This window comes from Sphingomonas sp. BE123 (genome assembly GCF_031456015.1).
In the GTDB taxonomy this organism is placed as follows: Bacteria; Pseudomonadota; Alphaproteobacteria; order Sphingomonadales; family Sphingomonadaceae; genus Sphingomonas.
Window position 1 is genome coordinate 1602225 of record NZ_JAVDTW010000002.1, and the last position, 25518, is coordinate 1627742.

Here is a 25518-nt window from a genome sequence, read left to right on the forward strand (position 1 = left end):
CTCCCCGCTACCGCCCGATCACTTCACCTTCAACTGGTCCAGCGCGAACGCCAGATATTCGGCCTGTTCCTTGAACCGCTCGAACCGCCCCGACTTGCCGCCATGGCCGGCTTCCATGTTGGTGCGGAAGATCAGCGGGTTGGTGTCGGTCTTCAGCGTGCGCAGCCTTGCCACATATTTGGCCGGCTCATAATATTGCACCTGGCTGTCCCACAGTCCGGTGCCGACGAAGATCGCCGGATAGGCCCCGCGCTTCAGCTGATCATAGGGCGAGTAGCTGAGCATATAGTCATAGCTCGCCTTGTTCTCCGGATTGCCCCATTCGTCATATTCGCCGGTGGTCAGCGGGATCGTGGGGTCAAGCATCGTCGTCACCACATCGACAAACGGCACCAGGCTGACGATCGCGCCATAATCCTGCGGCGCCATGTTGGTGATGCCGCCCATCAGCAGCCCGCCCGCGCTGCCCCCCATCGCGGCGACGCGGCCCTTCTGCGCATAGCCCTGCTCGACCAGGAACCGGGTCACGTCGATGAAGTCGGTGAAGCTGTTCTTCTTGTTGAACATCCGCCCCTGATCATACCAGGCGCGGCCCATTTCCTGTCCGCCGCGGATATGCGCGATGGCATAGACCATGCCGCGGTCGAGCAGGCTCGGCAGCATCGGCGAGAAGGCCGGATCGGTCGAATAGCCATAGCTGCCATAGGCGTACTGGAACAGCGGCGCGGTGCCGTCCTTCTTGAACCCCTTGGCATAGACCAGGCTCACCGGAACCTTGGTTCCGTCGCGCGCGGTCGCCCAGACGCGCTCGGTCACATATTTGCTCGCGTCATAGCCCGGCACCGGGGTGACCTTCAGCGTGCGGCGCTCGCCGGTCTTCATGTTCGCCTCGATGACCGTCGATGGCGTGGTCAGCGAATTATAGGTATAGCGGACCCAGTCGGTCGCGGTCTCGGCATTGGTGCTCAGCGCCATGGAGTAGGCCGGTTCATCCGCCTCGACAAAGCTCGACTTGCCGTCATTGCCCAGCAGCCGAAGCCGCTTGTTGCCGCCCGACCGTTCCTCGATCGCTAGATAATTGTCGAACGGCTGTACGCCTTCGATGAACACCTGCGCGCTGTGCGGCACGATATCCTTCCACGCCGCCTTGCCGGCACCGGTCGCAGTGTCCGCCACGGTCATCAGGCGATAGTTCGGCGCGTTCCAGTTGGTGCGGATCACCCAGCGATTGCCGACATGGTCCGCGCCATACAGGAAATCGGTCGCGCGCGGCGCCAGGACGGTGAAGTTCGTCGGGTTCGCCACCGGTGCACAACGCTGCTCGTCGCTCACCGTCTTGCTCGAATAGATGCAGATATATTGCTCGGAACTCGTCGTCCCGATGCCGAGCGAGAACGTGTCGTCCTTCTCCTCATAGACCAGCCGGTCGGCGCTGGCCGGCGTGCCCAGCACATGCGCCTTGACCCGCTTGCCCAGCAGCGTGACCGGATCCTTCTCGATGTAGAAGATCGTCTTGTTGTCGCCCGCCCAGGCGAAGCCAGCCTGCACATTGGGAATGCTGTCCTCCAGCGTCTTGCCGGTGGTCAGGTCCTTGACCTTGAGCACGAACTGCCGCCGCCCGACCTTGTCCTCGGCATAGGCGAGCAGGCGGTTGTCGGGGCTCACCTGACGGCTGCCGATCTGGAAGAAATTGGCGCCCTTCGCCATCTCCGGCTGGTCGAGGATGATTTCTTCCGGCGCGTCCATGCTGCCCTTGCGCCGCGCGACGATCGGGTAGCTGCCGCCGACCTCGAACCGCGTGTAATAATAATAGCCATTGTCGAGATAGGGGACGCTGCTGTCGTCCTGCTTGATGCGGCCCGTAATCTCCTTGAACAGCGCCTCCTGCATCGGCTTGGTCGGCGCCAGCACCGCGTCGGCATAGGCATTTTCGGCGGTGAGATAGGCGAGCATCTCCGGGTTCTTGCGCGTATCGTCGCGCAGCCAGTAATATTCATCCTCGCGCACCGCACCGAACGGCGCCTTCACCTGATACGGCCTCTTCGCCGCAACCGGTGGCTGCGGCGGCGCACTCGGCGCATCCTGCGCGGCCAGCGGCGTGGCGGCGAGGATCAGGCCGACCAATGCGGTGCGGCGGAACGAATGGTACATGCGAATCCCCTTGAACTGGTTGATTCGATCCTGCGGCAAGGATGCGGACGCATCAACCTGTCCCGGATTTGGCAACTACCGTATTCTCGCTGCTTGAGGCGTGCTGCGGCGCAGTGATAAGCCCTCCGCTCCGGGGAGGGGTTTCTGGTGACCGATCATGCGATGCGGGGCGTAACGCCGCATTATGACACGACTCTCGACCGCGCCGGCATCGCGCTGGCGCTGGGTGGCGCATTGGGTGGGCTCGTCGTCCTGCTGCTGGTCTATGCTGCGGGTCAGCGCGACCCCGGCGCGCTCGGCGCGGCGTGGTTGCTGGGCACGATCTTCTCGGCGCTCGGTATCGCCGGGGCAGGCGGCCCGCTATGGCTCGTCCTGCACCTTGCCGGCTATCGCCGCCCGGCGCATGCCGCGACGCTGGGCGCGCTCATCGCGCTCGTGCTGTTCGTCGGGGCGCAGACCTATGGCTTCGGCTTCCTCGCCGCCCCGGCCAGCGATGTGCGCACCACCCTGTTCCGCTGGATCAGCGCGCTCGGCACCAGCGCGCTGCTGGCAATCGTCGCTGCGGGGATCGCGCTGGCGATGTGGCGCGTGGCCTATCGCCGGGTGATGTAGCCGGGTTCTCTCCAATCCACGCGTCGTCCCGGGCCTGAGCCGGGACCGGGCCGCGTCCGTAATGTTCTTGCTACGTTCTTGCTGATCCGGTATCTGTCAAGTGCGGGGGAGGGGCATATGCGAAAAGCGGCGAGGCACGACATTTCCGGCGTGGGCGGACGCAAGCGGGCCGCGCCGAATATCCTTCTTCGGATGACAGCGGGCATTGCCGGGCTGCTCGCCATGACCGTGTCCGCGCCGGCCACGACCGATTGGCCGAGGACGCAAGGCCTCACTGCCGCGCCTGCTGGTCTGGCGAAAGCACACGGATCGCGCTCCGATCCCGGCTTGCGCGCATCGATTCCTATTGGTCAGCCGTTGCCCGGCGACCGGGTGAGTTTGTCGGCATCTCCCGGGTGGACAATCGGCCGCGACACGCGCGAGCCTTCTGTAACGAAGCGAAAGGCAGGTCCTGTGACGCAGGATAAGTATGAAATCCTCGGCCCGCTGTTGAGCGAGTTGGGGCAGGAGCTTGCGGCGCTTCTCGGAGGAAATCCTGACGGCGTCTTTCTCTATGTCGAGGCCGGGGAAGGTTGGGTTGCGCCGAGCGTATTCCGCGCCGATGGCGATGTGGTTCGCTATCATCCGTCAGAGGACTCGGCCGTTTCCGAAATCCTGTCCGACATCTGGTACGCCGAGCCGGACAAGACCAAACGCTGGTCGGTGATGGAATATGTCGTCCAGAACGGAAAATTCCTGGCCGAGTACAAATTTCCCGACGAGGTCGACGTGACCAAACCCGATAACGCGCGGCGCGAGGCTGCACTGCGCGCCCATTTTGGACGCCGAACGGTCATCTATCCACCGATCGAGGGCATGACCGAGCGGAAGCCGTCGCCCACCACGTGATTTTTGTCAGTTTTGTCTGGCAGCCTTACCGTTTCTCCCATTTGCACCCCTGACCCCGGACCCCATATTCCCGCCATGGCGATCCAGATCCGCACCAGTCTTGCCGAGCCCGAAACCGGCCCCGGTTTCGTTCCCCACCGCCCGACCCGCCCGGAAAAGAGCGAGGGCGGGCGGCCGTTCAAGCTGGTCAGCGACTATGAACCAGCCGGCGACCAGCCGACCGCGATCAGGGAACTGACCGAGGCGGCATTGGCCGGCGAGCGTGATCAGGTGCTGCTCGGCGTCACCGGCTCGGGCAAGACCTTCACCATGGCGAGCGTGATCAACAATCTTCAGCGCCCGGCGCTCATCCTCGCCCCCAACAAGATCCTCGCCGCGCAGCTCTATGGTGAGTTCAAGAGCTTCTTCCCCGACAACGCGGTCGAATATTTCGTCAGCTATTACGACTATTACCAGCCCGAGGCCTACGTCCCCCGCTCGGACACCTATATCGAGAAGGAAAGCTCGGTGAACGAGGCGATCGACCGGATGCGCCACTCGGCCACCCGGTCCTTGCTCGAACGCGACGACGTCATCATCGTCGCCTCGGTCTCGTGCCTCTACGGTATCGGTTCGGTCGAAACCTATTCGGCAATGATCTTCGACCTCAAGAAAGGTCAGGTCGCCGACCAGCGGGAGATCATCCGCAAGCTCGTCGCGCTGCAGTACAAGCGCAACGACGCGGCGTTCGCGCGCGGCAATTTCCGGGTCCGCGGCGACAGCCTCGAAATCTTCCCGTCGCATTATGAGGACACCGCCTGGCGGATCAGCTTCTTTGGCGACGATATCGAGGAGATTACCGAATTTGATCCGCTGACGGGATCGAAGGTCGCAAACCTCGATAGCATCCGCGTCTATGCGAACTCGCACCACGTCACCCCCGGCCCGACGCTCAAACAGGCGATGGAGGCGATCAAGCACGAACTCGCCGAGCGGCTGAAGGAACTGCATATCGAGGGCAAATTGCTCGAAGCCCAGCGGCTGGAGCAGCGCACCAATTTCGATCTCGAGATGATCGCTGCCACCGGCAGCTGCGCGGGGATCGAGAATTACAGCCGCTTCCTCACCGGCCGCCTGCCAGGCGAGCCGCCGCCGACGCTGTTCGAATATCTGCCCGAAAACGCGATCCTGTTCGTCGATGAAAGCCACCAGACCGTGCCGCAGATCGGCGCGATGGCGCGCGGCGATCACCGGCGCAAGATCACGCTGGCCGAATATGGTTTCCGCCTGCCGAGCTGCATCGACAACCGCCCGCTGCGCTTCAACGAATGGGACGCGATGCGCCCGCAGACCGTCAGCGTCTCGGCAACCCCGGGCGGCTGGGAAATGGAGCAGACCGGCGGCGTGTTCAGCGAACAGGTGATCCGCCCCACCGGCCTGATCGATCCGCCAGTCGAGATCAAGCCGGTCGAGGAGCAGGTCCAGGACCTGATCGTGGAGTGCAAGAAGACCGCCGAGCTGGGCTATCGCACCCTCGTCACCACGCTGACCAAGCGGATGGCCGAGGACCTGACCGAATATATGCACGAAGCGGGGATCAAGGTCCGCTACATGCACAGCGACGTCGAGACGCTGGAGCGTATCGAGCTGATCCGCGACCTGCGCATGGGTGTTTACGATGTGCTGATCGGCATCAACCTGCTGCGCGAAGGCCTTGATATTCCAGAATGCGGCCTCGTCGCGATCCTCGACGCCGACAAGGAAGGGTTCCTCCGCTCCGAAACCTCGCTGATCCAGACGATCGGGCGCGCCGCGCGCAACGTCGAAGGCCGCGTGATCCTCTATGCCGACCGCATCACCGGCAGCATGGAGCGCGCGCTCAACGAAACCAGCCGCCGCCGCGAAAAGCAGGAGGCGTATAACCGCGAACACGGCATCACCCCGACCACGATCAAGCGCAATATCGGCGACATCATCGCCCATGTCGCGTCGAAGGATCAGGTGACGGTCGAAATCGAGGACGGCCCGGCGCACATGGTCGGCCACAACCTGCGCGCGTACATCGAGGAACTCGAAAAGAAGATGCGCAACGCCGCCGCGAACCTGGAGTTCGAGGAAGCCGGCCGTCTGCGCGACGAAATCCGCAGCCTCGAAGCCGAAGAACTGGGCTTGCCCGCAGGCGACCGCAAGGCTCCGGTGATGGGCCGCAGCAACGAGGGCAAGCCGGGAACGCGCAAGACCCGCTTCGGCAAGGTGCAGCGCAAATGGGGCGGGGGGAAACGATGAATCGCGACAGGGCGTTGAGCAGGACCCAGGGTTCGCCCATAACGCGGCCCATGCGATCGCTTCCTGCCTTTGGCTTGCTGGCCGGCCTTGCCGGTCTTTCCGCCTGCGTGCCCGCTCCGCGGCCGGCGCCGCCGCCCGCCGCGCCCGTTCCCGTGCCGTCTCCGGCACCTAGCGCCGCGCCCCCAGTGGTCTCGGCGTTCAGCGACTGGCGCGATGTGCCCCTGTCGCCGGGGGGCTGGACCTACCGTCGCGATGCGACGGGCAGCGTTGCCGTATTCGGCACAAGCGCCGACCGTCCCGAATTCCAGCTGCGCTGCGACCGGAGCGAGCGGCGCATGGTGATCCTTCGGCGGGGTGTTTCGGCTGGTCCGTTGCTGATCCGCACGTCGAGCAGCACGCGCTCGCTCACCGCGCGACCGGCGGGCACGGCCATGGAGGTGCGGTTGCGCCCCGATGACCCGGTACTCGATGCGATGGGGTACAGCCGCGGCCGCTTTGTCGTCGACACACCGCCGCTCGCGCCGCTGGTCGTGCCGAGCTGGGCTGAAGTGCAGCGGGTTGCGGAGGATTGCCGCGGCTGAACTCCGCGCGCCAGACCTTCAGAATCGTACAAAATTCGTATCATTACAAGTCTTGTTCTCGGCTTGCGGATGACCCAGATTGGCGATGCACCCAGCGCAGGGTGCGCCGTTTCAACAAGCGAAAGGAGGTGATCCGATGTCTCATGGTTCAGCAGTGAGGTCGGTTCAGTTCGTTCGGGAGACGCGCCGCTAAGGCTTCTTGCCGGGTGGAATTGCTCCATCCGGTCTGGCGTACGGGAGGGCTTCGCCTCCAATCAACGGCGCCAAAGAAGCGGAATGCGGTCCGCATGGTCTCCCGGGCTGGAGCTCTCCGGCCGCTGACCATGTCGGAGGTCACCGGGTGCCAGGAATGGCCCCGGTGGCCTCTTTCATTTTCAGAGCAGATAAACGACCAGATATCGCCCGACGAGCGCCGCCATCACCGCTGCGCTTGCCCGGTTTCCCCGTACCAGCATCGCCGCGATCATCAGCGCGACCAGAACGATTGTCAGTGCTATGGCAAGCGGGTTTCGCAGCACCGGGGCAATTGCGGGGACCGACAGATAATAGACGATCTGACAAGCCAGCAGTGCCAGCATCACGCCGAGCACGATCCGCCGGACACGGAAGAAGTGGCTGTCCAGCTCGCGATGCTCTGCCGGGTCACGCGGAAAGACGAGGTGCGCGGCGAGATAATAGGCGCTGGCGAACAGCGTCACGGCCATCAGCGAGTGGCTCGACACGTCGATCACGTCGCGCGTTGTCCACGCTGCCTGCCAGAACGACAACAGATCGAGCAGCACGAAGATGCCGAGCAGCGGCGTCAGCCATCCGATCCGGACCGTCGCACCGGGCCGCAACCGCGCTTCGATCGATCGGGCAAGGCCGCCCAGGACCTCGACGATCGACAGGCCGAGCAGCAGCCCGAACAATGCAAAGATAAATTCGAACCCGCTCATGGATTTTCCCCCACCGCGCTTTATCCATCTGTGAACCGCCCTGTCGAGCGAAAGGCCCAATGATGTCGGATCGAATCCTAGTCTTCTACGGCTCTTACCGGCGTGATCGGATCGGAATCCGCCTGGCGCGATGGCTGACGGCGCAGCTCATCGCGAAAGGCTGCGATGCTGAACTGATCGATGCGATGGCGGTCGGCCTTCCGATGCTCGACCGGATGTACAAGGAATATCCGGATGGTGAAGCACCGGAGAAGATGGCGCAACTTGCCGACAAGATCCGGGCTGCGGACGGGTTTCTGTTCGTGACCGGCGAATATAATTGGGGGATGCAGCCGGGCCTCAAGAACCTGACCGACCATTTTCTGGAAGAGTGGTTCTGGCGGCCCGCGGCGATTGCCAGCTACTCGGCCGGTCGCCTGGCGGGTGCGCGGAGCAATTCGGCGTGGCATCCGACGCTCAGCGAGATGGGAATGGTGGTGGTGTCCTCGACCCTCACGGTGGGCCAGATCGGGCAGAGCCTCGACGCCGACGACCAGCCTCAGGGCGATGGCGGCGCGGCGCTGGTCCGTGCCTTTCCCCGCTTTGCCGATGATCTGCTCTGGTGGGTCGAGGCAGCGCGTACGCAGCGGGCGCGGCGTGCGCCGCCATATTGAAACCTGCCAACAGTCAGACGACCTGCAGCACGATCCAGCCCAACAGGCCAAGCAAGAGCGCCGGGCTGCACAGGATCAGCGCGATCACGGCCATGACCGTCCAGGCATGGCGCCGGTTCCAGCCTTCGCGGCTGCACGCGTAGATCACATGGAGCAGCCCGAAAAAGCCGTTGTCGCGCATCATGCGTCTCCCATAGCCTTGAGCCGGTAAAGCATCTCGAGCGCTTCGCGGGGAGTGAGTGCGTCGAGATCGAGCTGTGCCAGCTCGGCGCGCAATGCGTCGACCGGTGGCGCGGATTCGGTGGCGATCGCTGCGAACAACGGCAGATCATCCAGGCCGGCGGCGATCCCGCCCGTCTTCTCGCGCCCCGCTTCCAGCTTCGCCAGGACCGACTTGGCCCGCGCGATCGTCAACGGCGGCAATCCCGCAAGTCGCGCCACCGCAAGGCCATAGCTGCGATCGGCGGGACCTTCGGCGACTTCATGGAGCAGGACGAGATCGCCCTTCCATTCGCGCGCGCGCACATGGTGCAGCGACAGCGCGTCGCACCGCTCCGCGAGCCGGGTCAGCTCGTGATAATGGGTTGCGAACAGGCAGCGGCAGCGATTGTCCTCATGGATGGCTTCAACCACCGCCCAGGCGATCGCGAGGCCATCATAGGTGCTGGTGCCGCGTCCCACTTCGTCGAGGATGACGAAGCTGCGCGGGGTCGCCTGCGCCAGGATCGCGGCAGTCTCGACCATCTCGACCATGAAGGTCGAACGGCCACGGGCGAGATTGTCGGACGCGCCGACCCGGCTGAACAGTCGATCGACCAGCCCCAATTTCGCGCGCGCCGCCGGGACATAGGCACCCGCCTGCGCCAGCACGGCAATCAGCGCATTCTGACGCAGAAAGGTCGACTTGCCGCCCATATTGGGTCCGGTCACCAGCCACAGCCGGTTGTTTTCCGACAAGATGCAGTCATTCGCCACAAAGCGCTCACCGCTTTTCGCCAGCGCCGACTCGACGACCGGGTGACGACCGCCCTCGACCTCGAAACAGGCATGATCGACCAGCACGGGGCGGGTCCAGGCGCCTTCCGCCGCCCGCTCGGCCAACGCCGCAGCCACATCGATCCGTGCCAGCGCGTCGGCAGTGCCGGCAATGGCTTCGCGCGTCGCCAGCGTGGCAGCGGTCAGTTCTTCCAGATGCGCCGCCTCAGCCGCCAACGCATGCGCGCCGGCCTGTGTCACCTTGACGGCAATTTCGTGCAGCTCCGGGGCGTTGAAGCGAACGACCCCGGCGAGGGTCTGGCGATGGGTAAACCCGCTGTCCGGCGCCATCAGCGCGTCGGCATGCTTCGCCGCGACCTCGATATGATAGCCGAGGACGCCATTATGCTTGATCTTCAGCGCGGCGATGCCGGTGCGGGTGCGATATTCGGACTCCAGCGCGGCAATTGCCCGGCGCCCGCCCGCCCCGGCATCGCGCAGATCGTCAAGGGCGGCGTCGTAGCCCTCGGCTATGTACCCTCCGCCGGCTGAATCGATCGGTGGTGCGGGCACCAGCGCGCGCTGGAGCAGATCGATCAGTGCGCCATGGCCGCGCAACTGCGGCGCCAGCTCCGCGAGCAGCGCGGGCAAAGCAGACAGCTGGCTGAGCCGCTCACCCAGACGCCACGCCCCGTCCAGTCCGTCGCGCAACTGGCCCAGATCGCGCGGGCTGCCGCGTCCGGCGGCAATGCGCCCGAGCGCGCGGCCGATATCGGGCAGACTGCGCAGCGTATCCCGCACTGCGCCGCGCAGTCCGGGATCGTCGTGAAAGCGCTGCACGAGGTCGAGGCGCGCTTCGATTGCAGCGCGGTCCATCAGCGGCGCTGCCAGATCCTGCCCAAGCAGCCGCGCGCCGGCGCCGGTGACGGTGCGGTCGACGGCATCGAGCAGGCTGCCCTTGCGCGCGCCGGACTGCGACTGGGACAGCTCCAGGCTTTCCCGAGTCGCCGCATCGATCGCCATACAGCCTTCGGACCGGGTGATCCGCGGCGGTCGCAGAAAGGGCAGGGCGCCCTTCGCCGTATGGTCGAGATAGGCGATCAGCCCGCCGGCCGCCGCCAGCGATGCGCGCCCGAACTGACCGAACCCGTCAAGTGTCGCGACGCCGAACAAGGCCTTCAGCCGCGCCTCGCCGCGCGCACTGTCGAATGTCGCGCGCGGGCGCAGGCTGGTCGCCAGGGATGCGGCATGGCCGTCTTCGGCAACGATGATTTCAGCCGGATTGAGCTGGGCGAGCACCGCGCCGACAGCCTCCGGGCTGCATTCGAGCAGCTCGAACCGACCGGTCGAGACGTCGGCAGCGGCAATTGCGACATCGCCGCCGGCTTCACCGATCGCTGCGCACCAGTTTGCGGTGCGGCTGTCGAGCAGCGCCTCCTCGGTCAAGGTGCCGGCAGTGACCACGCGAATAATCGCGCGCGCGACCAGCGCCTTGGATCCGCCGCGTTTCTTCGCTTCTTCCGGGGTTTCGACCTGTTCGGCGATGGCGACCCGGTGACCCGCCTTGATCAGGCGGGCGAGATAGGCCTCGGCGGCATGGACGGGCACCCCGCACATCGGGATCGGCGCGCCCGCATGCTCCCCGCGCGACGTCAGGGCGATGTCCAGCACGGTGCTGGCGGTCTTTGCATCGTCGAAGAATAGTTCGAAGAAGTCGCCCATGCGGTAGAAGAGCAGGCAGTCCTGGGCGTCTGACTTGAGCGCCAGATACTGCGCCATCATCGGCGTGGGGGCAGCGGTCATGCGGCCGCGGTAGCTTAGCGGTGGCAGCGCGACAATGGCGGCGATCTGGTCAGGCGCGAATTTGTGTGGATCGTCGTCCGCGCATGCTGCCCGGAGCGCCGAGGCAAGAGTTGCTTGCATTCCCCTGCGTCAAGGCGCGTTGCCAAGCGCGCCTGCTCGCCCCTAAAGGAGGCCGATCCGGGAGAGAAGCATGTCCGAAGAACCCAATATCCAGTTTTCCGAGCGCGAGGCGCTGCTGTTCCATTCGGAAGGCCGGCCGGGCAAGATCGAGATCGTCGCGAGCAAGCCGTTGACCACCCAGCGCGATCTGGCGCTCGCTTATTCGCCGGGCGTGGCGGTGCCGGTGCAGGCAATCGCTGACGATCCCGCAACCGCTTATGATTACACGGCAAAGGGCAATCTGGTCGCGGTCATCTCGAACGGTACCGCGATCCTTGGCATGGGCAATCTGGGGGCGTTGGCGTCCAAGCCGGTGATGGAAGGCAAGGCGGTGCTGTTCAAGCGCTTCGCCGATGTCGACTCGATCGATATCGAGCTCAAGACCGAGGATGTCGATCGGTTCATCGACGCGGTCGAACTGATGGAGCCGAGCTTTGGCGGCATCAACCTTGAGGACATCAAGGCGCCCGAATGCTTCATCATCGAGCAGACCCTGCGCGAGCGGATGAACATCCCGGTCTTTCATGACGATCAGCACGGTACCGCGATCATCACCGCCGCCGGTCTGATCAATGCCTGCCTGCTGACCGGGCGGAGCCTGCCCGAGATCAAGGTGGTCGTGAATGGCGCCGGCGCCGCCGCGATCGCCTGCACCGAACTGATCAAGGCGATGGGCGTACGCCACGACAATGTCCTGATGTGCGACCGCAAGGGCGTGATCACCCCCGACCGTGAAGGCGTCAACCAGTGGCAGTCGGCGCATGCCGTCGCCACCGATCGCACGACGCTGACCGAAGCGCTGGTCGGCGCCGACGTGTTTCTCGGTCTCTCGGCTGCCGGCGCGCTCAAGCCGGAGATGGTCAAGGATATGGCGCCCGCGCCGATCATCTTCGCGATGGCCAATCCCGAACCGGAAATCCGTCCCGAGCTGGCAAAGGCAGCGCGGCCCGACGCGATCATCGCCACGGGCCGGTCGGATTATCCCAATCAGGTCAACAACGTCCTCGGCTTCCCCTTCATCTTCCGCGGCGCGCTCGACGTGCGCGCGACCGCAGTGAATGAAGAGATGAAGATTGCCGCTGCCCGCGCCATCGCCGAACTCGCGCGCGAGCAGGTGCCCGAGGAAGTCGCGCTCGCTTATGGCAAGGCGCACAGCTTCGGCCCGGAATACATCATTCCCGCGCCGTTCGACCCGCGCCTGATGGAAGTCGTGTCGATGGCGGTTGCCCGCGCCGCGATGGATTCGGGCGTGGCGACCAAGCCGATTCTCGACATGGCGGCCTATCGCCATGCGCTGCGTGGGCGGCTCAACCCGACAACGTCGGTCCTGACGCTCGCCTATGAGGGGGCGCGTGCGCACCCCAAGCGCGTGATCTTTGCCGAAGGCGAGGAGGAAGTGGTGTTGCGCGCGGCCATTGCGTTCCGCGATGGCGGTTACGGCACCCCGGTCCTGGTCGGGCGCGACGACGTGCCGGAACGGCTGCGCGCGCTGGGCGTCAGCGATCCGGAAAGCTTCGAACTCCATAACAGCCGCAACTCGCCGCTCGTCCCGGCGATGGTCGACTTCCTCTACAAGCGGCTGCAGCGCCGGGGCTATCTGCGCCGCGACTGCGAGCGGATGGTCAACCAGGACCGCAACATCTTCGGCTCGCTGCTGCTTCAGCTGGGCGAGGGCGATGCGATGATCACGGGCGTGACCCGGACCTATTCGCAGACGATGCGCGAAGTGCGTCGCGTGATCGACGTTGCCGAGGGGCGGACCGCATTCGGCATTCATGTGCTGGTCGGCCAGAGCCACACCGTGTTCATTGCCGACACGACCGTCAATGAGCGCCCGACTGCGGAAGAACTGGCCGACATTGCCGAGCAGACTGCGCAGGTCGCACGGCGGATGGGGCATGAGCCGCGGGTCGCGTTCCTGAGCTATTCGACCTTCGGCAACCCCGAGGGACATTTCCTCGAGAATATCCGTGCCGCGGTGAAGGTGCTCGACGAGCGGCAGGTCGGCTTCGAATATGAGGGCGAGATGGCGCCGGACGTTGCCCTCAACCCGCGCCAGCTCGCCAATTATCCCTTTGCCCGCCTGTCCGGGCCGGCAAACATCCTCATCATGCCGGGGCTGCAATCGGCCAATATCTCCGCGAAGTTGCTGCGCGAGCTTGGCGGCGATGCGATGATCGGGCCGATGCTGATCGGAATGGAAAAGCCGGTCCAGGTTGCGCCGATGACGAGCAGCGCGGGCGATCTGGTGACGCTGGCGGTGCTGGCGGCCGGCGGCATCGCGCGGTAGACGGCAAGGGGCAAGGTGGCCGCGCCTTGCCCAGCCAGCCTGCCTGTAACCGGAGCATTTCATACCGATGATTTCCCCATCCGATCCGGGCTCGCGTGGCTTCCCTACCGTCGGGCAGGTCGCGACGATCAGCGTTACTGTCCTGGCGATCTTCGGCTTTGCCTGGATGCTGATCGAGTTGTCGGGCCTGCTGATGCTGGTGTTCGCAGCGCTGGTGCTGGCGGCGATCTTCGATTCGATGACCCGATTGGTCGGTCGGATCCCGTGGATCGGTCGTGGCCCGGCGCTGGGCATTTCCGTGCTGCTGATCCTCGCGGTCTTTGGTGGCGCCTTCACGCTGTTCGGATCGCAGCTGGCCGGTGAATTCGACACGATCCAGGACAGCATTCCGCCGGCGATCGATCAGGTTCGCGCCTTTCTCGAGCGTGCCGGCCTGAGCGAGTCGGTGCGCAACATGGTCGAGCAGGGGAGCAGCGATGTGTCGCGCCTTGCCAGCCAGGCTGGCGGATATGTTCTGACCGCAACCAACGGCATCGCCAATTTCGTCCTGGTGTTCGTCGCGGCGATTTTCCTTGCAAGCGACCCTGCGGTGTATCGCCGCGGGTTGTTGCTGCTGATGCCGCGTAGCGCCGAGACGGCGGTGGCGCATGCGCTGGACGATGCTTCGCGCGGGCTGCGCGGCTGGATGGTGGGGCAGGCAGTCTCGTCGCTCGTCGTCGCTGCCTTTACTTGGGCGGGCCTCGCGCTGCTGGGCGTGCCGGCATCGGGCGGGTTGGGGCTGATTGCCGGCCTGCTCGACGTCATTCCGATGATCGGGCCGATCATCGCCGGCGTTCCCGCCGTCCTGCTTGCCTTTACCGTGTCGCCGATCACGGCGCTGTGGACCGTCGTGCTGTTCCTGGTCATCCAGCAGATCCAGGGCAATTTCCTGCAGCCGATGATCCAGAAACAGGCGGTCGACGTGCCCCCGGCGATCCTGTTGTTCGCCGTGGTCGCGGCCGGGCTGCTGTTCAGCTTCCTCGGCGTCCTGCTGGCCGCGCCGCTTACCGTGGTCGTCTATGTCCTTGTCCAGCGCATCTATGTGCAAACGCTGCTGGGCAAGGACATGACCATTGCCGGGAAGGGCGACGGGACGCCCCCCGCCGACCCGAACTAGGCGTCGATGCTCATGGCGAGCGAGGCGTTGACCAGCCCGCCATCGACCACCAGCGTATCGCCGACGACATAGTCGCTGGCGCGGCTGGCGAGGAAGATCGCGGCGCCGGCCATGTCCTCGGGCGTGCCGATGCGGCGCATCGGGATGCGCTTGGCCACTTCATCGCCATGGTCGCGGGCGGCGCGGTTCATCTCGCTGGCAAAAGCTCCCGGGGCGAGGCTGGTGACGATGATCCCGTCGCGGATCAGCCGCGCGGCCATGCGCTTGGTCAGATAGATCAGCGCGGCCTTTGACGCGTGGTAGCTGTAGGTTTCCCACGGATTGAGCCGCAGGCCGTCGATCGAGGTGATGTTGATCACCTTGGACGGCGCGTCGAAGCTGGCGCGCGCCTTGAGCAGGCCGTGCAGCGCCTGGGTCAGGAAGAAGGGCGATTTGACGTTGAGGTCCATCACCTTGTCCCACCCGCTTTCGGGAAATTCGGTGAATTCGACGCCCCATGCCGCGCCGGCATTGTTGACCAGAATGTCGAGATGCGGCTCGCGCTCGGCCAGCGCGGCGGCGAGTGCCTTGCACCCGTCGACCGTCGAAACGTCCATCGGCAGGGGGATGCAGTTCGGGCCGAGTTCGGCGGCGGTTTCATCGCAGGCCGGGGCCTTGCGCGACGAGATATAGACCTTCGCGCCCTGGGCGATGAAGCCGGCGGCGATCATCTTGCCGATCCCGCGGCTGCCGCCGGTGACGAGGGCGACCTTGCCGGTCAGGTCAAAGAACTTGCTGGTGTCCATCATGTCTCCCGCTCCCCTTTGGGGGAGAGCCGGGGAGAGGGGCAGTTTCTCCAGCTCCGGCCCATCGTTTCGATCCAACTGCCCCGCTCCCAACCCTCTCCCCTAACGGGGCGAGGGCTATTCCTCACCCGCCCCGCTTGATCGTCTCACGCGCGATGATCAGCTGCTGGATCTGGCTGGTGCCTTCGTAGATGCGGAACAGGCGGACGTCGCGGTACAGCCGTTCGATCCCGTAATCGGCGATATAGCCGGCACCGCCGAAGATCTGGACCGCACGGTCGGCGACGCGACCGACCATTTCGGTCGCGAACAGCTTTGCCGCCGCGCTTTCCATGACCACATCCTTGCCCGCGACCTTTGCCGCCGCCGTCTCGAGCACCAGGGCACGCGCCGCCAGCGCCTCGGTCTTGCTGTCGGCGATCATCGCCTGGATCAGCTGATGCTCGGCAATCGGCTTGCCGAACTGCTTGCGCTCGGTGGCATAGGCGACGCAGTCGGCGATCAGGCGCTCGGCCACGCCGACACAGACCGCGCTGATGTGCAGGCGACCGCGGTCGAGTACGCGCATCGCGATCTTGAACCCCTCGCCCTCGTCGCCGAGGCGGTTGGCCACCGGCACCGGGACGTCGTCGAAATTGACATCGGCGACCTTGGCGCCCTTCTGCCCCATTTTCTTCTCGGGTTCGCCGACCGAGACGCCGGGCAGGTCGCGCGGGACGAGAAAGGCCGAGACGCCGCGACCGCCGGGCTCGTCGCCGGTCCGCGCCATAACGGTGAACAACGAAGCCTTGTCGGCATTGGTAATGTAGCGCTTGGTCCCGCTGAGCCGATAGACATCGCCGTCGCGCACGGCGCGGGTTTTGACCGCGCCGCTGTCGCTGCCGACATCGGGTTCGGTGAGCGCAAAGCTGGTCACAATCTCACCGGTCGCGATCCGCGGTAGCCAATTTGCCTTTTGTTCGGGCGTGCCGGCCATCACCAGCCCCTGGCTGCCGATGCCGACATTGGTGCCGAAGGTCGAGCGGAAGGCGGGGGTGGTGCGCCCCAGTTCGATGGCGACGCGGCATTCCTCGACCATGTCGAGGCCGAGCCCGCCATATTCCTCCGCAATCGACAGGCCGAACAGGCCGAGCGCCTTCATCTCCTCGACCACTGCGGCGGGGATGGCGTCCGCCTCTTCCACCGCCGCTTCGAGCGGACGCAGCCGTTCGGTGACGAATCGGCGTACCGTGTCGATCAATGCGTCAAAGGTTTCAGCGTCGAGGCTCATGTCCGGCGATCCTGCTCCATACCCTGTTTTCGAATCGCAGGATTAGCAGGGCCGCCGGAGCGACGCAAATGCCCGCCGGGACAGGCCGGCGGGCATCGTTCCTCCCCAGGAAGGCGGGTTGGCGTCAGCCGAGACGGCCGAGCCGGTGATAGAGGTTGGCAAACTGGACCGAGCGCGGATCGTCCGCGATCTTGCGGGTGTAATCGGCGACCGCTTCCTTCAGCAGCGCGAAATCGGCGGTCGAGAAGACGGGACGGGCAGTCGCGGGTTCGGGGGTCTTCATGGCGATTCTCCTGTAAACTTCGTGCCACCTGTATGACTCCTGCCGGACAAAACTGACAGTATCGACGCTTGCACGTTCGCGTCGCCCTGTGATTGACATGTCGCCGCGATCCGAAATATTGTAAATTATACACAAGGCGGTTCCAGCGCCGTGCAGTGCGAACGTAGCAAGAACGGGGTGTGTAGGAAATGGCCGAGCGCAAGCTGTTTGCCGGACATGCGGTGCGCCGGTTGCGGCGTGGGCAGGGGCTGACCCAGGCGGCAATGGCCGAAATGCTGGGCGTGTCGGCAAGCTATCTCAACCTGGTCGAACGCAACCAGCGGCCGCTGTCCGCGACGCTGATGCTGGCACTGGCCGAGACGTTCGATTTCGATCCGCGCACGCTGGCGGCGGGCGAGCCGGGCGGGGGCGAGGAAGCGATGCGGCGCCGGCTGGCCGACCCGATGTTCGCCGATATCGAGATTGACCGCGCCGAACTGACCGAATGGCTGGCCGGTGCGCCGGGCGGCGCCGAAGCCTTTGCCCGCGCCTATGACCGCAATGCCGGCGCCAGCGGCCATGCGGGGCCGGGCGAGGGCGACGATCCGGGGATTGCCGTGCGCCGCGAGATCGAACGCTGGCGCAACCATTTCGCCGATCTCGATGCCGCTGCGGAGGCGCTGGCCGACGAATTGCGCATCGCGTCGAGCGATCCGTTCGGTGCGATGGCCGAACGCCTGCGGGTCAAGCACCAGCTGTCGATCCGGATCCTGCCGGTCGAGGTGCTGAGCGGATTGCGGGTGCGGCTGGACCTGCATGCGCGCCAGCTGCAGCTGTCCGAGGCGCTGGATCCGCCAAGCCGCGTGTTCGCACTGGCGCGGCAGCTGGCGAGCGAGGCACGCACCGAGATCGACGGGCTGGTGCGCGGCGCGGGCTTTGGCGAGCGCGTGGCCGAACGGCTCTATCGCCGCCATCTGGTCGGCTATTTCGCTGCGGCGGTGATGATGCCCTATGCCCGCTTTCTGCGGGCGTGCGAGGCCACCGGCTATGACCTCGAACTGCTGCGCCGCCGGTTCGGTGCCAGCGCCGAGCAGGTGGCGCATCGCCTGACCACGCTGCAGCGGGTGGGGGCACGGGGCCTGCCCTTTTTCATGCTGCGCATCGACCGCGCGGGGCAGGTGTCGAAGCGCTTTGCCGGGGCCAGCGGATCGCCGCTGGTCGAATCCGCGGTGCCGTGCCCGCTGCTCGATGCCTATGCCGCATTTCAGCGCGCCGACGAACGCGTCGTTCAGCTGGTCGCGCTGGAAGATGGCAGCCGCTGGTTCACCTCGTCGCGCTGTGTCGCGCCGCCGGGCGGCTGGGCCGGCGCGGTCAAGGCGCGCTTTGTCGTGACGCTGGGCCTGGCGGCGGAAGCGGCGACCGGGCTGGCGGCGGCGCGCGGGCTCGACATGGCCGGCGAAGCGGTGCCGGTCGGGCTGGGGTGCCGGGCCTGTACGCGGCAATGCCCGCAGCGCAGCGCCGCCCCCGCCGGACGCGCGATGCTGGTCAACGAGCGCGAGGCGGCCATGTCCCCGTTCAGCTTCGCAGCGGACTGAGCGGCGCACCAGGGTCCATTTCGGACCCGTACCGGTCCGCGACGGACCCAAGTGCGGATTGACCGCCGGCCCGCCCGCGATCAGGGTGCCAGCGAGGCCGGAACCCGGAGGCGGGGACGGGCCGGACCATCACAATCAGGCAACGGGTCGGCGATCGGGGCAGCGTGCTGCATCGGCACGGCGGCGCTGTGGCACGGGGGAGCGGGGCGATGATCGAGATTGCGCGCGACGCACTGGACGCCGAACTGGGGATTGCGGGGCTGTATTTCGCGCCGAACGCGCTGGCGCCGCTTGCGGTTCACCCCGGCTGGTTCGACCTCAAGGTCATGTCGAGCCCCGGCCCGCTGGTGTCCGATTTCGTGACCCATGGCCCGGACTTTGCCTATTCGACATCGGGGATCCATATCGGCCAGGACGACCGGCTGACCTTTTTCGGCGCGCCCGACCGGGTGATCGACGGCCATTTCATCGATTGCCGTGCCGGGAGCCGGACGCTGCACAAGCGGGTGCATGCGCGCTTTCACGCCAGTCCGGCGCGGCGGCTGGTGATTGAGCGGGGCATTGCGCACACCTTTGACGGCTTGGCCGGGATCGTCACGCGCGACGAGCCACTCTGGTATTCGGCGGAGCATAACCCGCACTGGAACGTCAACAACGACCTGGTGTCGGTGCTGCGCGATGCGGAGGCGCCGCCGGTGGTCGAGGTCAATCCGCACCGGCTGCCCGACAGCCTGCACGAATATATGACGCGCCTGTCGCAGGCGGTGCTGGGCGAGCCCAAGGCCTATTCGACGCGGTTCAAGCTGCGGATCGGCGGGACCGAGCAATATGTGATGTTCCAGGAACATGCCTGGGATCAGGAGGGGCGCGACCTGGCGCCGCTGCTCGCCGCCGTCGCGGCGGTGCCGGGGGTGACCGCACACCGTTCGCGCTATGCCATCACCGGCAAGGCATCGTGGACGCTGGTGCCCAATACCGACTCCGGGGTTGCCGATGTGCTGCACCTGCCCGCGCAGCGGCCCGGCGCGGTCGCGCTGTTCGTGCATCGGCGCACGCGCAAATGGTACAGCCTGCTGACCGGGGAGGGCACGGCGGTTCAGCTCGACACGATCGACCTGCGCCCCGGATCAGCCAGCTATGGCCGCGCCGCGTCGGCTACGCTGACCTGCGACCCGCGCATCAGCTACACGATCGAACCGGGCATTGCCTATCGCTTCGCGGCGGCGACCGACCTGTTCTGTCGCGTGGAGCACGAGATCTTCGTGGCCGAGGATGAGCCGCGCGCCGACCTGCCGGCATTCGGGCAGGACCTGGCGCTGGTCGACCCGGCCGACCTGCCCGCAGCGCAGCCGGCACTGCCGACGCTGCCCTGTCCGGCACGGGTGGTGCGCCAGATGGCGCGATACGAGGTCGAGCCGGCGTGAGGGTGCGCCGGGGGTGACGCTGACGATGGAGGATTCGATGAAGGACGAATTTGACAAGGTCGACTGGTCGAAGGAATTGCAGACGCTGGTGGCGCAGGCCGACAGCGCGGCCGACAAGCGCGCCGCCTTTGCCTTTGCGAACGCGATCAACCCCTATCTCGAAAATCCGGCGCTGCTGAAGACGCTGCTCGGCAAGATCATGCAGAGCCCGACCGAGATGGTCGCGGTGGTCGCGGCACGGCGCGATTTCGACGACCTGGACGCGGTGCGCAAAAGCGTGGGCAAATCGGTCAGCGTGATCCCGCTCTGAGCGCGTCGGCCCGGTCGGGCGAACAGGCGGGTCGGGTCCGGACCGGGCCCGACCCGTCTGGCGTGGGGCTGGGTGCGGTGATGGGAAACGCTGCGTTTCCGGGCAGATCGCTGCGCGGCTGACACAGTTTTGCGACAAAAGGGTTGGAAAGCTTGCTCTTCCCCCCCGGTAACCGTAGCGCCCCTTGTTCATGCGAAAGATTCTTGTTCTGGCGGCACCGGCCGCGTTGCTTGCTTCGTGCGGCGGAGGCGAAACCGCGCAGAAAAAAGGGCGCGAGGCGCCGCTGGTGACACTCGGGGCGGTGCAGTCGGCGCGCTTTGTCGAACGGATCGACGCGGTCGGCACGGCACGCGCCAACGAGCAGGTGACGCTGACCGCGCCGGTGACCGAGCGGATCCTGCGTCTCAATTTCGAGGATGGCGCCTATGTCGCGCGCGGGCAGGTGATCGCGGTGCTGGCGCAGGGGCAGGAGACGGCGCAGCTGGCTCAGGCCGCGGCGCGCGCCCGCGAAGCTCAGCAGCAGCTCGACCGGCTCGAGGCGCTGCGCGCGCGCGGCTTCGCAACGCGCAGTGCGGTCGATGCGCAGCAGGCGCTGGCGAGCGAGGCCGGAGCGCAGGCGGCCGAGGCACGAGCGTCGATCGGCGACCGCGTGGTTCGGGCCCCGTTCGCGGGCTGGGTGTCGCTGCGCAACATTTCCGCCGGCGCGGTCGTCAGCGCGGGGACCGAGATCGCGACGGTGAGCGATGTCAGCCGGATCAAGCTCGACTTCACCGTTCCCGAAACGTTGCTGGCGCAGGTGCGGCCGGGCCAGCCGATCATGGCGGTCGCGGCGGCCTATCCCGACCAGCCGTTCCGCGGGACGGTCGCGACGATCGATCCGGTGCTCAATCCCCAGACCCGCGCCGCGACGGTGCGTGCGGTGCTCGCCAATGGCGACCGCAAGCTGAAGCCCGGCATGCTGCTGACTGTGGCGATCGAGGCGCAGGCGCGGACCGCTGCGGCGGTGCCCGAACTGGCAGTGGTGGGCGAGGGCGATCAGAGTTTCGTGTTCACGATCGACAATGGCAAGGCGAAGCGCGTGCCGATCCGCACCGGGCTGCGCCAGAACGGGCTGGTTGAGGTGACGCAAGGGCTGAAGCCCGGGCAGCGGGTGGTGACCGAAGGGGTGGTCAAGATCGCCGACGGGCAGCAGGTCCGCACCGCCGGGCCGGGCAATGCGGCCCCCGCGGCGGCGAAGCAGGGCAAGGGTAACTGATGCAGCTGTCCGACCTCTCCGTCCGCCGGCCGGTCTTCGCCGCAGTGCTGGCGATCCTGCTGACGATTATCGGGATCGTCGGGTTTCTGAGCCTGTCGGTGCGCGAATATCCCGACACCGACCCGCCGGTCGTGTCGGTCGAGACCGCCTATACCGGCGCGGCAGCGAGCGTGATCGAGGCGCGCATCACCCAGCCGATCGAGGAAGCGCTGTCGGGGATCGAGGGGATCGAGACGATCACGTCGCGCTCGCGCGATGGCGTGTCGGACGTGTCGATCGAATTCCGGCCCGGCCGCGACATCGACTCGGCGGCGAACGACGTGCGCGACCGGATCGGCAGCGTGGTCGAGGACCTGCCCGAAGAGGTGATCGCGCCCGAAGTGCGCAAGGTCGATGCCGACAGTTCGCCGATCCTGTTCCTGGTGATCTCGCGCCCCGGCTGGTCGCGGCTCGAACTGTCCGATTATGTGGACCGCAACCTGGTCGACCGGTTCAGCACGATCGACGGCGTGGCGCGCGTATTCGTGGCGGGCGATGCGCGTCCGTCGATGCGCGTATGGCTGGATGCGACGCGGCTGGCTGCCTATGCGCTGACCCCGGCGGATGTCGAGGCGGCGCTGCGCAGCCAGAATGTCGAACTGCCGGCCGGGCGGCTTGAATCGCAGCAGCAGAACCGCACGCTGCGCGTCGATCGCCCCTTTGCGACCGCCGGCGACTTTTCGAACCTGATCGTCGGGCGCGGCGCGGACGGCTATCTGGTCCGGCTGGGCGATGTCGCGAAGGTCGAGCAGGCGCCGGAGAACCCGTATAATGCGTTTCGCATGAACGGCCAGTCGGCCGTCGGCCTGGGCATCGTCCGCCAGTCGGGCGCCAACACGCTGGAGGTCGCCGAAACCGCGAAGGCCGAGGCCGAGGCGCTCAAGGCCGACCTGCCCGAGGGCATGTCGATCACCGTGGGCTCCGACGACTCGCTGTTCATCGGTCGTGCGATCGAGAAGGTCTGGCACACGCTGGCCGAGGCGGCGGTGCTGGTGGTGCTCGTGATCTTCCTGTTCCTGGGGTCGTGGCGCGCGACGCTGATCCCGGCGGTGACGGTTCCGATCTGTCTGCTCGGCGCGTTTGCAGTGCTGTGGCTGTTCGGGTTTTCGATCAACCTGCTGACGCTGCTGGCGCTGGTGCTGGCGATCGGGCTGGTGGTCGATGATGCGATCGTCGTGCTCGAAAATGTCTATCACCGGATCGAGGAAGGCGAGCCGCCGCTGGTGGCGGCGTTCAAGGGGACGCGCCAGGTCGGTTTTGCCGTGATCTCGACCACGCTGGTTGTCTGTGCGGTGTTCGTGCCGATCTGTTTCCTGGCCGGGCAGACCGGCCTGTTGTTCCGCGAACTGGCGGTGGCGATGATCGGCGCGATTGCCTTTTCGGGCTTCCTCGCGCTCAGCCTGACCCCGATGCTGTGTTCGAAGATGCTGCGCAAGGAAAAGCGCGGCCGCTTTACCAGCTGGGTCGATGCGCGCTTCCAGGCGCTGGAGGGCTTTTACGGACGCCAATTGTCGCGCGCGATCGACAAGCCGGCATTGCCGCTGATCGCGGTGCTGGCGTTCCTGATTGCAGCCGGTGGCGCCTTTGCGACGCTGCAGTCCGAACTGGTTCCGCCCGAGGATCAGGGCGTCGCACAGGTCCAGATCAGCGCGCCCGAGGGTACCGGGTTCGACCAGATGGACCGCTACATGCTCGACGTGCAGGGCAAGCTGCTGCCGCTGCTCGACGAGGGTACGGTACGCACGATCATCACCCGCACCCCCGGCGGGTTCGGCGCGAGCGACGATTTCAACAGCGGCGCGTTCATCGTCTTCCTCAAGACATGGGAAGAGCGCGACCGTTCGACGCAGGAGGTCGCGCAGCAGATCAACCGGATCCTGACCAATGAGCCGGCAGTGCGCGGCAATGCGCAGGTGCGTTCGGCGCTGGGCCGCGGGCGCGGACAGCCGATCAACTTCGTGATCGCGGGCAATACCTATGAAGGGCTGGCCGCCGCGCGCGACCGGATCATCGCCGCTGCCGCCGCCAATCCCGGCATCATCAACCTCGATTCCGATTACAAGGAAACCAAGCCGCAGATGCGGATCGAGGTCGACACGACCCGTGCCGGCGACCTTGGCGTATCGGTGAGCGATGTGAGCCAGGCGCTGCAGACGCTGCTCGGTTCGCGGCGCGTTTCGACCTATCTCGACCGGGGCGAGGAATATCGCGTGATCGTCCAGGCGGACGAGGCCGGGCGATCGACGCTGGCCAATCTGGCGCAGATCCAGGTGCGCGCGCGCGACGGATCGCTGGTCCCGCTGTCCAATCTGGTCACGACGCGCGAGGTGTCGGGTCCGCGCGACCTGGGCCGGTATGACAAGCTGCGCGCGATCACCCTGTCGGGCGGGGTCGGGCCGGGCTATTCGCTGGGCGAGGCGCTGGCCTTTCTGCAGGAACAGGCGGCGCAGTCGCCCGAAGTGCTGGCGGTCGGCTATCGCGGAGAGAGCCAGGCCTTTATCGAGACCGGCGGGTCGATCCTGCTGGTGTTCGGCCTGACCATTCTGGTGGTTTACCTGCTGCTCGCCGCGCAGTTCGAAAGCTTCATCCACCCCGGTGTCATCATCATGACCGTGCCGCTGGCGGTGGCGGGGGGCATGCTGGGGCTGTTCGTGTTCGGCAAGACGCTGAACCTGTACAGTCAGATCGGCATCGTCATGCTGGTGGGACTGGCAGCGAAGAACGGCATCCTGATCGTCGAATTCGCCAACCAGCTGCGCGACGAGGGCAAGAGCATCGCCGAGGCGATCCGCCTGGCGTCGGCGCGACGGCTGCGCGCGATCCTGATGACGTCGATCGCGACCGCGGCGGGCGCCGTCCCGCTAATGCTGGCCGGCGGGGCGGGCGCGGGTGCGCGTTCGGCAATCGGCGTGGTGATCGTGTTCGGGGTGATGCTGGCGACGCTGATCACCTTGTTCCTGATCCCGATCCTGTATAGCAGACTTGCCAAGTGGACCGGTTCGCCGCAAGCGATCAGCCGGGAACTCGACGCGGCAATGGCCGCGCCACAGCCGGCGGAATAGCCGGCCGCACGAACGGGGAGCGGGGAATGGAGATTGCGTCCAAGGGACAGTTGCGGCTTGCGTTTCTGCGCTGGGCGGTGGTGACCGTCCCGTTCATTCTGCTGCTCGGCTTTGCCTCGGCTCGCATCGCTCCGACCGGAGCCGAGAATCTGTGGTATCAGATGCTGGAAAAGCCGGCACAGACCCCGCCCGACTGGGCGTTCCCGGTGATCTGGGCAGTGGTCTATGCGCTGCTCGGCCTTGCGCTCGCCATGATCATCAACGCGCGCGGTTCGACGCTGCGCGGCCCGGCGCTGGCGATGTTTGCGGTCCAGATGGGCGTCGGCCTGGGCTGGGCGCCGCTGTTCTTCGGCATGCATCAGGTGTTCTGGGCGATGGTGCTGGCGGGCGTCGCTGCGCTGCTGGCGCTGGTGACGCTGTTGCTGTTCGGGCGGATCCGGACGGGCGCGGCGGTGCTGATGATCCCGTATCTCGGCTGGCTGGGGCTGGCGGGCTGGCTGTGCTTCCAGATCGATCAGCTCAACCCCAACGCCCAAACCCTTGTCCCGGCGCAGTCCGCGCCCCAGATGAGTATCTGAATTCGGTTCAGCGGCGCTGAACGTGCGGCACCGGCCCGCTGCCGCCCAGGAGATAGACAATGCAGAGCGACAACCGCATTTTCGACGATTTCGTGAAGTTCGTGAACGGCGCGGCCGGCACCATGGCCGGCATGGCGCGCGAGGGCGAGAGCGCCGCGCGCGAGCGGTTCCGCAGCTTTGTCGGCGGCATGGATTTCGTCGCGCGCGACGAGTTCGAGGCGGTGAAGGCGATGGCGGCTGCGGCGCGGGACGAGAATGACGCGCTGCGTGCCCGGATCGAGGCGCTGGAGGCAGCACTGGCCGCGGGCGGCGCCGCGCCGGCCAAGCCGGCCAAGGCGAAGAAGGCGGCACCGGAGGCCTAACCGCGCCTTTTCCACATCTATTTCCGCCCGGTTCATGCTAAGCTGCTTGTGCAGCGCGGCAAGGATTGGCACCAACCGCGTCAGGCAAGGGCCGGGCGGAGGACG

21 protein-coding genes are annotated in these 25518 nt (G+C 66.2%); 14 read left to right on the top strand and 7 right to left on the bottom strand.

Features of this window, described 5'->3' with window-relative positions; translation table 11 throughout:
• Nucleotides 1-18 precede the first annotated feature (18 nt).
• Nucleotides 19-2151: a S9 family peptidase gene (locus tag J2Y54_RS15950; RefSeq protein ID WP_310041185.1), complete on the bottom strand. Its 2133-nt coding sequence runs from the start codon at nt 2149-2151 to the stop codon at nt 19-21.
• 147 nt (nt 2152-2298) lie between these two features.
• Here J2Y54_RS15950 and J2Y54_RS15955 point away from each other — a divergent pair, with 147 nt between their 5' ends.
• The 4 genes from J2Y54_RS15955 (at nt 2299) to J2Y54_RS15970 (ending at nt 6497) form a co-directional block, all read left to right on the top strand.
• On the top strand, nt 2299-2763 hold the full coding sequence (locus J2Y54_RS15955; RefSeq protein ID WP_310041187.1) for a hypothetical protein: 465 nt from the start codon (nt 2299-2301) through the stop codon (nt 2761-2763).
• A 117-nt stretch (nt 2764-2880) separates the two neighbouring features.
• Nucleotides 2881-3651, top strand: a complete 771-nt coding sequence (locus J2Y54_RS15960; protein ID WP_310041188.1) for a hypothetical protein — start codon at nt 2881-2883, stop codon at nt 3649-3651.
• Between the two features lie 75 nt (nt 3652-3726).
• A complete protein-coding gene (gene uvrB, locus J2Y54_RS15965; RefSeq protein WP_310041190.1) occupies nt 3727-5916 on the top strand; it encodes an excinuclease ABC subunit UvrB in 2190 nt (729 codons plus the stop codon).
• A 185-nt stretch (nt 5917-6101) separates the two neighbouring features.
• Complete coding sequence (locus tag J2Y54_RS15970; protein ID WP_310041192.1) at nt 6102-6497, top strand: hypothetical protein; 396 nt, start codon at nt 6102-6104, stop codon at nt 6495-6497.
• Nucleotides 6498-6871: 374 nt separating this feature from the next.
• On the opposite strand, the gene J2Y54_RS15975 is transcribed toward J2Y54_RS15970, so the two are convergent.
• Entirely contained in the window at nt 6872-7435 is a 564-nt protein-coding gene (locus J2Y54_RS15975) for a hypothetical protein (RefSeq protein WP_310041194.1), read from the bottom strand.
• A 62-nt stretch (nt 7436-7497) separates the two neighbouring features.
• Between J2Y54_RS15975 and J2Y54_RS15980 the strand changes: the two genes are divergently transcribed.
• On the top strand, nt 7498-8088 hold the full coding sequence (locus tag J2Y54_RS15980) for an NAD(P)H-dependent oxidoreductase (RefSeq protein WP_310041196.1): 591 nt from the start codon (nt 7498-7500) through the stop codon (nt 8086-8088).
• Nucleotides 8089-8101: 13 nt separating this feature from the next.
• Here J2Y54_RS15980 and J2Y54_RS15985 read toward each other — a convergent pair whose 3' ends face one another.
• Nucleotides 8102-8272, bottom strand: coding sequence for a hypothetical protein (locus tag J2Y54_RS15985; protein WP_310041197.1), 171 nt, complete (start codon nt 8270-8272; stop codon nt 8102-8104).
• Nucleotides 8269-10845 (bottom strand): DNA mismatch repair protein MutS, encoded by a 2577-nt coding sequence (gene mutS, locus J2Y54_RS15990; RefSeq protein WP_310041341.1) that lies wholly within the window; start codon nt 10843-10845, stop codon nt 8269-8271. Before mutS ends, J2Y54_RS15985 begins: the two co-directional genes overlap by 4 nt.
• 211 nt (nt 10846-11056) lie before the next feature.
• Between mutS and J2Y54_RS15995 the strand changes: the two genes are divergently transcribed.
• Nucleotides 11057-13315: an NADP-dependent malic enzyme gene (locus J2Y54_RS15995; RefSeq protein ID WP_310041199.1), complete on the top strand. Its 2259-nt coding sequence runs from the start codon at nt 11057-11059 to the stop codon at nt 13313-13315.
• Between the two features lie 67 nt (nt 13316-13382).
• Nucleotides 13383-14471, top strand: coding sequence for an AI-2E family transporter (locus tag J2Y54_RS16000; RefSeq protein WP_310041200.1), 1089 nt, complete (start codon nt 13383-13385; stop codon nt 14469-14471).
• Here the strand turns inward: J2Y54_RS16000 and J2Y54_RS16005 are convergent.
• The 3 genes from J2Y54_RS16005 to J2Y54_RS16015 form a co-directional block, all read right to left on the bottom strand.
• Nucleotides 14468-15256 carry an SDR family oxidoreductase gene (locus tag J2Y54_RS16005; protein WP_310041343.1) on the bottom strand — a complete coding sequence of 263 codons (789 nt, stop codon included), beginning with the start codon at nt 15254-15256 and terminating at the stop codon, nt 14468-14470. The genes J2Y54_RS16000 and J2Y54_RS16005 overlap by 4 nt on opposite strands.
• Before the next feature lie 124 nt (nt 15257-15380).
• Nucleotides 15381-16526, bottom strand: a complete 1146-nt coding sequence (locus J2Y54_RS16010; protein WP_310041203.1) for an acyl-CoA dehydrogenase family protein — start codon at nt 16524-16526, stop codon at nt 15381-15383.
• Between the two features lie 124 nt (nt 16527-16650).
• Nucleotides 16651-16809, bottom strand: coding sequence for a hypothetical protein (locus tag J2Y54_RS16015; protein ID WP_186456931.1), 159 nt, complete (start codon nt 16807-16809; stop codon nt 16651-16653).
• 188 nt (nt 16810-16997) lie between these two features.
• Here J2Y54_RS16015 and J2Y54_RS16020 point away from each other — a divergent pair, with 188 nt between their 5' ends.
• The 7 genes from J2Y54_RS16020 to J2Y54_RS16050 all read left to right on the top strand — a co-directional run bounded on the left by J2Y54_RS16020 (nt 16998) and on the right by J2Y54_RS16050 (nt 25413).
• Nucleotides 16998-18383 carry a short-chain fatty acyl-CoA regulator family protein gene (locus J2Y54_RS16020; protein ID WP_310041205.1) on the top strand — a complete coding sequence of 462 codons (1386 nt, stop codon included), beginning with the start codon at nt 16998-17000 and terminating at the stop codon, nt 18381-18383.
• A 209-nt stretch (nt 18384-18592) separates the two neighbouring features.
• Nucleotides 18593-19807 carry a hypothetical protein gene (locus tag J2Y54_RS16025; RefSeq protein ID WP_310041207.1) on the top strand — a complete coding sequence of 405 codons (1215 nt, stop codon included), beginning with the start codon at nt 18593-18595 and terminating at the stop codon, nt 19805-19807.
• A 37-nt stretch (nt 19808-19844) separates the two neighbouring features.
• A complete protein-coding gene (locus J2Y54_RS16030) occupies nt 19845-20117 on the top strand; it encodes a hypothetical protein (RefSeq protein WP_310041209.1) in 273 nt (90 codons plus the stop codon).
• A 190-nt stretch (nt 20118-20307) separates the two neighbouring features.
• Nucleotides 20308-21372: an efflux RND transporter periplasmic adaptor subunit gene (locus tag J2Y54_RS16035; RefSeq protein ID WP_310041212.1), complete on the top strand. Its 1065-nt coding sequence runs from the start codon at nt 20308-20310 to the stop codon at nt 21370-21372.
• Nucleotides 21372-24473, top strand: coding sequence for an efflux RND transporter permease subunit (locus J2Y54_RS16040; RefSeq protein ID WP_310041215.1), 3102 nt, complete (start codon nt 21372-21374; stop codon nt 24471-24473). The genes J2Y54_RS16035 and J2Y54_RS16040 overlap by 1 nt, the downstream gene beginning before the upstream one ends.
• A gap of 26 nt (nt 24474-24499) precedes the next feature.
• The gene (locus J2Y54_RS16045; protein ID WP_310041218.1) at nt 24500-25051 is read left to right on the top strand and encodes a TspO/MBR family protein; all 552 of its coding nucleotides are present in this window, start codon (nt 24500-24502) and stop codon (nt 25049-25051) included.
• A 59-nt stretch (nt 25052-25110) separates the two neighbouring features.
• Nucleotides 25111-25413 (top strand): accessory factor UbiK family protein, encoded by a 303-nt coding sequence (locus J2Y54_RS16050; RefSeq protein WP_310041221.1) that lies wholly within the window; start codon nt 25111-25113, stop codon nt 25411-25413.
• The last annotated feature ends 105 nt before the right edge of the window (nt 25414-25518 follow it).